Below are 11730 nucleotides of genomic sequence, written 5' to 3' on the forward strand. Positions count from 1 at the left end.
TGACCAGAACCTCAAGTGGCCAGAATGAAGTCCGTCTGATCAATGGCCGCGCTGTTGACGCCGACAAGGTGAATGGTATCCGCCCCGATCCCTACCACCGTGTCCGCCCCGTTAGCCGTTATGGTCACGTTGGCAGCGAACGTCGCGCTGTTGATCCCCAGCGCCGTGAGATTGAGAAAGTCCTGCTCTGCGGCCAAATTGGCTCCGAAATTCAGGATCGTATCGTTGCCGAAACCCGCGGCAGCAAACACGAACGTATCGTTGCCGGCGACGCCGCCACTCATTACGTCGTTACCGCCACCGCCGATGAGAACGTCGTTACCCGCACCACCCACGATATTATTGTCGAGCGCGTTGCCGGTGCCCGCGAAGTTGCCGCTGCCGCCGAAAAACAGATTTTCGACGTTGGCACCCAGGGTGTAGCTCGCGAGCGAGGTCCAGACCGTGTCGTTGCCGCCACCGGCGTTCTCGCCTACCACGTCCCCAAGGTCGGTGACTTCGTAGACATCGTTGCCAGCACCGCCGGCCATCGTGTCGGCACCTGCGCCACCGATGAGGACGTCGTTACCCGTACCGCCCACGAGCGTGTTGTCCAGCTCGTTGCCGGAGCCCGCAAAGTTGCCGCTGCCACCGAAAAACATATTCTCGACGTTGGCACCCAGGCTGTAGCTCGCGAGCGAGGTCCAGACCGTGTCGCTTCCGGCACCGGCGAGCTCGATCACCACGTCCCCAAGGTCGGTGGCTTCGTAGATATCGCTGCCAGCACCGCCGGCCATCGTGTCGGCACCTCCGGCACCGATGAGGACGTCGTTACCCGCACCGCCCGCGATCGTATTGCCGAGCACGTTACCGGTGCCCGCGAAGTTGCCGCTGCCGCCGAAAAACAGATTCTCGACGTTGGCACCCAGGGTGTAGCTTGCGAGCGAGGTCCAGACCGTGTCGCTGCCGGCACCGGCGAGCTCGCTTACCACGTCCCCAAGCTCGGTGACTTCGTAGACATCGCTGCCGCCACCGCCAGCCATCGTGTCGGCACCTGCGCCACCGATCAGGACGTCGTTACCCGCACCGCCCACGAGCGTGTTGTCGAGCGCGTTACCGGTGCCCGCGAAGTTGCCGCTGCCGCCGAAAAACAGATTTTCGACGTTGGCACTCAGCGTGTAGCCCGAGAGCGAGGTCCAGACCGTGTCAATACCCTCACCGCCGAGCTCGGTCACCACGTCCCCAGCGTCGGTGACTTCGTAGACATCGTCGCCAACACCGCCGGCCATGGTATCGGCACCCGTCCCCCCGATGAGCATGTCATTGCCTGCGTCACCATTGAGGATGTCGTTGCCGCCCAAGCCATTCAGGATGTCGTTGCCAGCACCTCCGCTGGCAATGTCGTCGCCTGACGTACCGGTCCATATGTCGACACCGGCAGTACCGACAAACACATCACCGGCGGCCACCGGGGCCGTAGCGTCGGACGCAATGCTTTCGGCCGCACCGAAGTCATCCACGTAACTGACCACCACGCGCACTTGATCGCCGACCTGAGCCTGGCCAAGCGTGAACGTGCTGGCGGTGGCTCCGACGATGTCGACGAAGGTGACCCCGTTGGTCTCCTGCCACTGGAAGGTGAACTGCGCATTGCTGAGGCCATCGACGTCGATGATGGACGACGTGTCGGCGGTCAACACCTGGTCCGGAAACGCAACCCCGAGGATGGTCGGCCCTGCAGTCGGTGCGCTGTTCCCGCCAGAATCGACGATCTCCAGCGTACCCTGGGCATCCTGATACACCGCCCGAACGCGGATGTTCAGACCGGCGACATCGTCCGCTACCAGATAGGTGGCGCCAGTCGCCCGCGATACCTCGCCAGCGGCGACAAAGGAGATGTCTTCAAAGACACCCGAACCAGGGATGTTTTCGACCTGCCAGTAGTAAGCCACGGGACCGGTAACCGCGCCGGTCGGATTGGCCGCACTGACGTTGTCGGCGTCGCGGATCGACTGATCGCTGACGCGCAGCAGTTGGCCGGCGACAGACGTATCGGTACGCGCACCGGTGGCAGCATCGAAGATTGCCAGACGCCCCACAGGACCACTGTTCGAGACGGTACCAACGCCGGACGCCTGCGCCTGGTCAGCGAACTGCAGACGCTCGATGCCTGTCAGGCGATCGACGCCATCACGCCCGTCCACCAGGTCGGTCACGACGACGGCGTTGCCATCGACAGCGACTGTGTACTCCGACGCATTACCGGAGAACACCGCGGTGTCGAAGCTGTCAGTGCCGATCAGAATCTCCCGCACGATGACCAGCTGGCCCGGGTTGTAAGTACCGTTGAGCATCGCCTGAACCATCGGCGCCATGCTGTCGAACGTGGCGATTTCCGCGCCAGTGCCATCGGCGTTCGCCCGTACGCTGATGCGTACGTTCAGCCACTTGTCACCGTCGATGATGTCGTCACCACCGCGACCTTCAATCAGGTCGCTGCCGCTGCCACCGAGGATGATGTTACCGCCGTCGAAGAACGTCGCTCCGACTGGCAGCAGGCCCGCCAGACCGTCGATCAGGCTGATGTTGGTCAGCACACTGCCGGTTGCACCCGCAACGGGTAGCGTTGCGGCAGTTTCGCTATCACCGCGCAGGAAGTCGCCGTGGGACGAACCCGACAGCCCTTCCATGATGTCGAAACGCACCAGCGCCGAGGCGCCCGAACCTGGCATCGGTGGCACATCGAAGAAGCGGTCGCTGTAATCGATGGTCACGCCCTGGGCGAGATCCTTGAAGGTTGCCCAGTCATAGCCGGAGCCGCCGATATAGCGGTCACCGAAGCCGAGACTGCCAACCATGATGTCGTCGCCGCCTTCGCCGTTGAACTTATCGTTCTCGTTACCGCCGATGAATACATCGTGGCCGATCACCGGGTCGTTGCCGAGCGGATCGAAGTTGTCGCCAGGCGCACCATCCGAAGTGCCCTTCTCGATCCAGTCGTCGCCTTCGTTACCCATGTCCTGTTCGTTGGCTTTGCTGCCCAGGATGAAGTCATTACCCTGACCACCAATGGCCTCGGAGGCATCCTCACCGGTCACGATGAAGTCGTTGCCGAACCCGCCAATGATCAGGTTGATGCCGTTGCCTCCGTGCAGCACGTCGTTGCCGTCGCCACCCTGGATGTTATCGTCGCCGCCGATGTCGGTGATGATGTCGTCGCCAGCGCCACCACGCAGTTGGTCGTTGCCGTTACCGCCATCGATGCGATCGTTGCCGCCATCCCCCCAGACCGTGTCATCGCCATCACTGGAGATGAGGATGTCTGCGTTGTCGGTGCCACCCAGCACGATGTGCTCTTCACCACCGTACCGGATGTAGTTGGTGTCCAGCCCCACGGTCAGCGGGTTGTCGCGGAACACCACCTGCTCGCCATTCGGGCCGAGCGGATCGGCGGCGAGCAGGCCATCGTTGTATTGCTTGCTCAGGTCCACTTCCAGGTAGAGCCCTGGGTCCGAGAACACCAGGCCAGGCAAGTGCGTGGCCGAGGTGTTGGCCATGATCAGCTTGGCGAACGAGTTGCTTTCAAGTTCGGCATTCATCGACAGGCCAGAGGTACGCTCCAGGTAGTAGAAGCGGTCGCCGTCCTGCAGTTTTTCCAACTGGTTCTCGAACACGAAGTTGAAGGTCGAGCCGAGCATACCGCCGAACGGGGTTTTCTGTTCGGCCAGACCGCCGATCCACAGGTCGATGGCATCGACGCCCGTGATCGTCACACCCTTCAGGTCGTCGACAGTCCCCAGCACCCCATCCTTGCCGGCCAACGTCACGTTGGCCCATGCACCGCTGCCGTTGAGGAACTCCAGGCGGTCAGCCGGCGCACCCGCACCACCGAAGACCAGCGCCAGGGCTGCAGCGCGTTTGCCCTCCATCGTGGTCGCCCCCGTGATCGTGTCATGCGTGCCATAGGCGGCGATGAAGTTGATCAACGACTCCGGATGTTTGAGGTACTGCACCAGATCGACCCAACTGGTGTACGGCTTGAGTTGGGTATCACCGGTTTGGCTGTAGATGTCGCGGCGGATCGCGTTGAGCGAGGGAATCCCCACGTCGCGGCCACGGGCGATGTTGATCGCCGGCAGGTCGAGCGGCAGGCCGAGCAGGTTATTGCGCAGCGCCTCAGTGACGAACTCGTCGATTTCGTTACCGGCTTGCCGAGTCACCCCACGGATGATCGCACTGGTCGCATCCTCTGGCGACACGCCACTGGCGGCGTACGCCAACGGGTTGAGGAACGCTGCGATCAAGCCCAGTTGCTGATTGGGATCAGCGCTGGCCGGATCGCCCACCGCGTTGAAATTGATATCGAATCGATCGACGGTCTCGGTCAGCATCGAGTGGCCAAACCGGTACACGGTGTGGGCGAACTCGGCGACGATCGAGGCATCGAGGTCGACGTCATAGACCTGGGTCGGTGCGAAGAACAGGTCGACTCTGGGCTGGATGGTCCGCGCAAACTCCTCGAACACCAGGTGCTGATACTGCATTTCGGTGCCGAACTTGGCCGCCTGGAACAAGCGCTCGCCATTCCACTGCAGCGCATCGAACTCAGCCTGGGTGGTTGGCAATGCAGCCACCGGATTGAGCAGCCACTCGTTGAGGAAGGCCACGTCACCCGAATCGAGCACGGTGTCCTTGGTCTGCGCAACCAGCCGGTTGTGCTCGGAGTGGAAGATCGCATGCACCGCGGTCAGGCCGATGTTCTCGTTGACCCGGCCGTCGCCGGCGATGTAGTGAGCGTCGAGCAGTTCGTTGTCATAGGTCAGGTTGTTTCCGCCCGCGTCAACGGGCTGCGCATTGCCGACAGCGGTGTCGGCATCCGCCTGCAGAACCCCACCGACGATTACCGGCGCGGCATTATGGTTAATGTCGACGAGGAACTGATGACCGGTGCGCACAGCATTGGTCAGGTCAAGGGGAGCAAGCGGATTGCCTTCGACAAGGACGTCATCCGCCGTGCCGCCAAGACCGTCAACGCCCTTCATCACCACCATCGGGAAGCCGTTCGGCCCCTTGATGAAATTGCCATAGGCATCAGTCGCCAACAGCGGGGCGTTGTCGACGTCGGCATCGGTCAGGTTGATACCGAGAATGTCACGGGCTTGCGCCTTGACCACCTTCCAGGTCGCCATGCCACCGATTTCGACATCGTCCGCGGTACCAAACTGGCCATCCGCGCCCAGATCACGGTTGGTGATCAGCCTGCCGGTCGCTATAGGGCCAGTGTCGGTCAGTTGATAAGCGCGCAGGAACACCTGGTGCGACGGGTGCGAGCTATAGGTCTGGTTCTGGTCCACGAACGGCGAGGTGGTGTTGGTTTGCTCATGGATGTCGTCGGCCGTACCGAGAACGCCATCCGGCCCCGGCAGGTTGGTCGCGCGGGTCAGGACCATGAAATTAGTCGGGCTACCTGGGACAAACAGTGGATCATCCGGTTGCAGCGGGATGAAGACAGTGCCCGAACCACCTTTGGTGACCAGGTCCAGACCATGATCGAAGAACTGCCCGAAGAATGTCATCCAGGCGTTGAACGGCGCGGACAACCCCGCATCCGCCGCGACGTTCTCGATAAAGTACACATCGTGATCATCGGCAGTACCGAACTGACCATCCAGGCCGGGGCTGGCGACAATCTGTACGCCATCTTTGAGCACGTCGTCGTTACCCACCGCGCCGAAGTTCAGCACACCGTCCAGGCCCGGGTTGAAAGCCGTGGCATAGGCCGCCGGGTTGTTCGCCGTCTGATCGACGATCAGGTTACTGATGGTGCGTGGCTGCGAGTCAATCACAAGGCCGCTGTTCTGCGCATACGACGTTCCCCCTTCCGCCGGATTGAAGACCGGATCGGTCAAGCGCGGAAAGACGTTATCGGCGGCACCAAACTCGGTGTTGTTAATGCCGTTGAGGTTCATCAGGTTGTTGTTCGACCCGTCGACCGCACGCAGGCCCAATGGCGCGCGGATGTTCGGGATCAGCGAGAGGATGTCCTGACCGGCCGCATCAGCCTCGGCAATCTTGATCTGGTCAAGAATGAAGTTGAGGTCGGAGCGGACCATGTGCAGGCCTGCACCACCCGCGGTGGCATCGACTACAGGTACCAGCGCCGTTGGCGTGACCGGTGCACCGGCAACGATGGCAGCCGTCGGCGTGGAGAAAAGGAGCTCCGTGGTGCCATGACCATCCTGATAGATCGCCTTGACCCGCAACGACAACCCGGCGAGGTCAGGAGAGACCTTGAACGCGGTACCGTCGGCGCTTTGGAACGCCAGGTCGCCAGCCGGCAACAGGATGATGTCCTCGAATACGCCACTGCCTGGGGTTGCCTCGAACTGCCAGATGTAGGACACCGAGGAGTTGGTGATAAGCCCCTGCGGATTACCCGCCGCGACGTTGTTGGCATCGCGCACCCCGGCCACGCTGACAGTCAGCGTATCCCCCACTGTTATCGCTCCGCCGTTTCCATCCGTGACGGTAGGACTGCCAACCGGTTGGGCATTCTGCCCCGGCACCAGCACTAGCTGGTCATCGGCGAATTGCAGGCGTTCGATATGCAGCAGGGTATCGGTGCCGTCGCGACCCGCTACGCTATCGATCACTGTATAGACATCGTCCGCCAAAGTGGCCGTGCCGCGGTCGTCAACGGTAACCGTATACTCGGCCTGAAGCCCGGAGTAGATGGCGGTGTCGAAGGCCGCCCCGCCCGTCGAGGTGCCGGGCATGATTTCCCGTACGGCCTTGAGCTGGCCAGGGTTAAAGGTGCCGTCCAGCATGAGCGGGATCATATCGACCATGCTGTCGAAGCTGGCAATCTCGGGACCGGTATGGTTGACGTCGCCGGCGGCATAAACGGCAATCCTGACATTGATCCATTTGTCGCCATCGATCAGGTCATCGCCACCGCGGCCCTCGATCAGGTCGCTGCCATTGCCGCCGAGGATGATGTTGCCAGTGGCAAAGCCAGTGACCGGCAAACCGGCATCGGCCAGGAACTGGTCCAGTCCGCGGATCAATGCCACATTGGTCAGCGCACTGCCCGTGGCACCACCGTGGTTGACGATAGTGACTGCATCGACATCATCGCCTTTGAGCACATCGCCGAAAGCCGAACCGGACAAGCCTTCGACCTCGGCAAAACGGTCGAGAATCGAGGCTGGCGAGGCACCGACCGGATTAAACACGCCAGCATTCTGGTTTGGCGCATTACCATGTGGCTGCGCCAACGCCGCCAGGCTCAGGTCAACGGTCACGCCGACCTTGTCATTCTTGTAGGAGACCCAGTCGAAACCGGACATGCCGTCCATCTTGTCCTGGGCATCACTGCCGATAAAGATGTCATCGCCACCCTCACCGATCATTTCGTCGAAGCCGCCACCACCGACAAAGATGTCGTTGCCGATCACATCGTCAAGGAGCAATGGCGAGAAGTTATCGCCAGGCGCACCGTCCTGGGTACCCTTCTCGATCCAGTCATCACCTTCGTTGCCGGTCGGTGGCAGGTTGGTCTTGGCACCGAGGATAAAGTCGTCACCCTGGCCGCCGAAGGTGGTGCTGATGTCTTCGGTGGTGATGATGAAGTCCTGGCCATCGCCACCCAGGATCAGGTTGCCTGCAGCAAGCATGCTGCCAACCACGATCACATCGTTACCGGCATTGCCTTCCAGACGGTTGTCGCCGAACGAGTCGGAGATGATGTCATCACCCGCGCCGCCCAGTACCGCATCGTTCCCGGCACCGCCTTCGAGGCGGTCGTTGCCGGCGTCGCCGTAAAGGGTGTCATCGCCGTCACCGGAAATGATGATGTCATTGCCGGCGGTGCCGCCCATGACGATATGGTCTTCACCGGTGTAATGCAGATAATTGGTGTCCGGCCCCACGGTGTCGGGGTTGTCGCGAATCACCAGCGGCACGACTTCCACGCCGTTGATCAGGATGCCGCCCGTCGGATCGGCACGGCTGTCCAGGCCCAGGCCGGTGAACTGGGCGGCCTGATTCACTTCGAGGGTGAACGTCGGCGTCAGGAACACGGTGTTCGCCAGGTGGGTGACATCGGTGTTGAGCATGATCAGCTTGGCAAAGGAGTTGTTCTCAAGTTCAGTGCCGAAGTTCAGGCCCGCGGTACGCGACAGGTAGTAGAAGCGGTCGCCGTTCTGCAACGCCTCCATCTGGGTTTCAAACACGAAGTTGAACGTCGAGCCGAGCATGCCGCCGAACGGCATCTTCTGTTCGGCGAGGCCGCCGACCCAGAAGTCGATGTCATCGACGCCCGTGACCGTCACACCTGTCTGGTCATCGGCAGTACCCAATACCCCATCCCTGCCGGCCGTCGTTACGTTAGCCCAGGCACCGGTGCTGTTGAGGAAGTCCAGGCGGTCAGCCGGCGAACCCGCAACATTGAATACCAGCGCAAAGGCTGCAGCGCGTTTGTCTGCCAGCGTGGTCGCCGCCGTGATCGAGGCATGCGTACCAAAGGCCGCAATGAAGTTGACCAGCGACTCGGGGTGCTTGAGGCTGTCCGCCAGGTCAGCCCAACTGATGTACGGCTTGAGTTGGCTGTCGCCGGTGGATGCGTAGAACTCACGGCGCGCCTCGTTCAAGGTGGGGATGCCAGTGTCGCGACCACGCGCCAGGTTCAGGCTCGGCAAATCGAGCGGCAGACCGAGCAGGTTGTTGCGCAACGCTTCAGTGACGAACTCATCGATCTCGTTGCCGACCTGACGGGTCACACCACGAACGATTGCCCCTGCCGCCTGGTCCGCAGTCACCCCGCTACCGGCGAACGCCAGCGGGTTGAGGAAGGCTGCGATCAGGCCCAGTTGCGAGTCCGGGTTGGCCGGGTCAGTGAGGAGCGGATTGAACGCAGGGTCGAAGCGATCGACGGTCTCGGTCAACAGCGAGTGACCGAAGCGGTACACCACATGGGCAAACTCGGCGAAGATCGCCGGGTTGATAGAGGTGTCATAGCCACTGGGCGCAAGGAATTCGTCGACCTGCGGTTGAATGGTCCGCGCGAACTCCTCGAACACCAGGTGCTGATACTGCATTTCAGTGCCGAACTTGGCGGCCTGGAACAGGCGTTCGCCGTCCCACACCAATGCTGCGATCTCGGCGGGTGTAGTCGGAATCGCGGCCACGTCGACCGCCAGCCACTCATTGAGGAAGGCCAGATCGCCAGCGGCTATGAGGGTGTCCTTGGTTTGCTGGACCAGGCGGTTGTGCTCGGAGTGGAACACATGGTGCACGGTGGTCAGGCCGATGTTCTCGTTGACCCGACCGTCGCCGGCAATGTAGTGGGCGTCGAGCAATTCGTTGTCATAGGTCAGGTTGTTGCCGCCCGCGTCAACGGGCTGCGCATTGCCGACAGCGATGTCGGCATCCGCCTGCAGAACCCCGCCAACGACGACCGGCGCGGCATTGTGGGCGATGTCGTCGAGGAAGCCATGCCCGGCACTCACGGCGTTGGCCAGACTGATCGGAGCTGCCCGGTTGCCTTCGACCAGTTGAGTGACGTCGTCAGCTGTCCCGGCGATGCCGTCAGCGCCGTTGCTGATGCGAATCACCACTTGCGGCATGCCGTTCGGCCCGCGGATGAAGTTGCCGTACGCATCGGTTGCCAGCAATGGCACGTTGTGTACATCGGCGTCAGTCAGGTTGATGCCCAGAATGTCACGGGCCTGGGCCTTGACCACCTTCCAGGTCGCCATGCCGCCATTTTCGCCGCTGCCATCGTCGGCAGTGCCAAACAGGCCATCGGCGCCGAGATCGCGGTTGGTAATCAAGCGCCCCGTTGCAACAGGATCGCCGTCCGCATTGAGCACGTACTCGCGCAGGAACACCTGATGCGAAGGATGCGAGCTGTAGGTCTGGCTCTGGTCGACAAAAGGCGAGGTGGTGTTGGTCTGGCCATCATCGGTGGTGCCGACTATTCCGTCCGCGCCGGCAGTACGCACCGCACGTGGCAGCACCATGAAGTTGGTCGGGCTGCCTGCTACGAACAACGGATCGTCCGGTTGCAGCGGAATAAACACGAAGTCGGTAGCGCTCTTGGTGACCAGGTCGAGACCGTGGTCGAAGAACTGGCCGAAGAAGGTCATCCACGAGTTGAAGCTGGCGGTCAGGCCGACGTCCGGCGACACGTTGGGCATGAAGAACACGTCCTTGTCATCGGCCGTGCCGAACACGCCATCCAGCCCGGGGCTGGTGACTATCTGTACGCCTTCCTTGAGCACGTCGTCATTACCCGCACCCACCACGCCGAAGTTGAGCACACCGTCCAGGCCCGGGTCGAACGCTGCGGCATAGGCCGCCGGGTTATTGGCGGTCTGGTCGACGATCAGGTTACTGATGATCCGTGGTTGCGGATCGGTCACTGAGCCTGTCCCGGCGTAAGCATCCAGAAACGAGGGATCGAGCAAGCGCGGGAAGGCATTGTCCGCGGTGCCAAACTCGCTCTGGCTGGTGACCAGGTTGTTGAAGCTGCCATCGACGGTACGCAGGCCGAATGGCACCTGAGTGTTGGGAAGCAAATCAATGAGGCTGGTGCCGTCGGCATTCGCTTCTGCGATAAAGATTTGCTTGAGGATGAACTCCAGGTCCGACTTGCTGAAATTGGCCATTTTGGATTGCCCTCGATCTGTCTGGGTAAAGGCACGGGACGAGAAAATCCTCCCGCGCCAAGTCAAGTGCTGGTTTGCGCAGTTTGTTTTTTATGTTTTTTTGCGAGAGCTCTGGCGCTACCCGGGACCCGGGATACGCGCCTGGAATTCGCGAAATGAATTGCTCGCCAGGCGATCAGGCAGAGCGGATTCGAGCCCTGGGCGGGTCATGGAATCTGGAAGTGAAGGCGAACGTCCTGGACACCACCTTCCCTCTGCAAAAGCACGAAATGATCGACATGAATCGGCTCCTCTCGGGAAAGGCACCGCGCCTTGCGTTGCCAAAGCGATGGCAAGCTTCAGCGGGCGGGTCCCCCGATAACTAAGACTAAAGTTCCATCGCAAGTCTTTGTCAATATTATGTCGTTAAAACAGATGACCGGCTTTAGGAGTCATAACTAGCTGTTTTTAAAAGACATATAGGAAATTGAGTGCAGGTATAGAGCGAAATGTTATTTCTAGCCGCTGCTTCAGGCAGTGATCGAGGATGAGATTAGAAAAAGCAGCGAAATGCTGGCGGGTGGACAAAACGCATCAGGCGAACAGCTGGAGCAATGTTTACGCAACTACCTGACTACCTTTCATGTCCTTCATCCAGAAAAAGGCTGTGTCCTTCCGGCCTTGGGTGGAGAGATTGCGCGCGCCGAACCGGAGGTACGGCTGGCCGTCGAAAAAGGTCTGAAGCAAATACAGAAAGCCTGGGCCGATAGTCTCCGTAGCCCTGATGCGGCATGGGCCGTCATCGCTCAATGTGTGGGAGCGCCAGTCCTGTCCCGAGCAGTCGAGAAAGAACGAACTCACAAGGAAATCATTGCCTCTACCCGCAAAGCTATTGAAAAGAGCTATTTCACGCCGGAAAAATAGAAAAACGTCTCCGACTATGCGAGAGCAGCTCGCAACGCCATGTCATCGCTATCGCTGCAAAACCCTGGTCGATTCAACCCTCCCTGAATTCCCACACCGAATGCATTCATGAGGCAATTGAGTGGAAGGAGAAAAGGAGGGCATCCATTGCCCTCCCCTCTACTGTTCCGCCCTCCTG

The 11730-nt window shown here is 60.8% G+C and carries 2 protein-coding genes; one reads left to right on the forward strand and one right to left on the reverse strand.

Features of this window, described 5'->3' with window-relative positions:
• Positions 1–11: 11 nt before the first annotated feature.
• Positions 12–10649, reverse strand: a complete 10638-nt coding sequence (locus tag C8K63_RS25045; protein ID WP_108219119.1) for a peroxidase family protein — start codon at positions 10647–10649, stop codon at positions 12–14.
• A gap of 516 nt (positions 10650–11165) precedes the next feature.
• Here C8K63_RS25045 and C8K63_RS30220 point away from each other — a divergent pair.
• Positions 11166–11552: a hypothetical protein gene (locus C8K63_RS30220; protein ID WP_146176408.1), complete on the forward strand. Its 387-nt coding sequence runs from the start codon at positions 11166–11168 to the stop codon at positions 11550–11552.
• The last annotated feature ends 178 nt before the right edge of the window (positions 11553–11730 follow it).

The organism is Pseudomonas sp. GV085, from assembly GCF_003050925.1.
Taxonomy (GTDB): domain Bacteria; phylum Pseudomonadota; class Gammaproteobacteria; order Pseudomonadales; family Pseudomonadaceae; genus Aquipseudomonas.

Coding starts and splice junctions, on each gene's coding strand:
- C8K63_RS25045 (WP_108219119.1), bottom strand. CDS start 10,649: ATGGCCAATTTCAGCAAGTCGGACCTGGAGTTCATCCTCAAGCAAATC.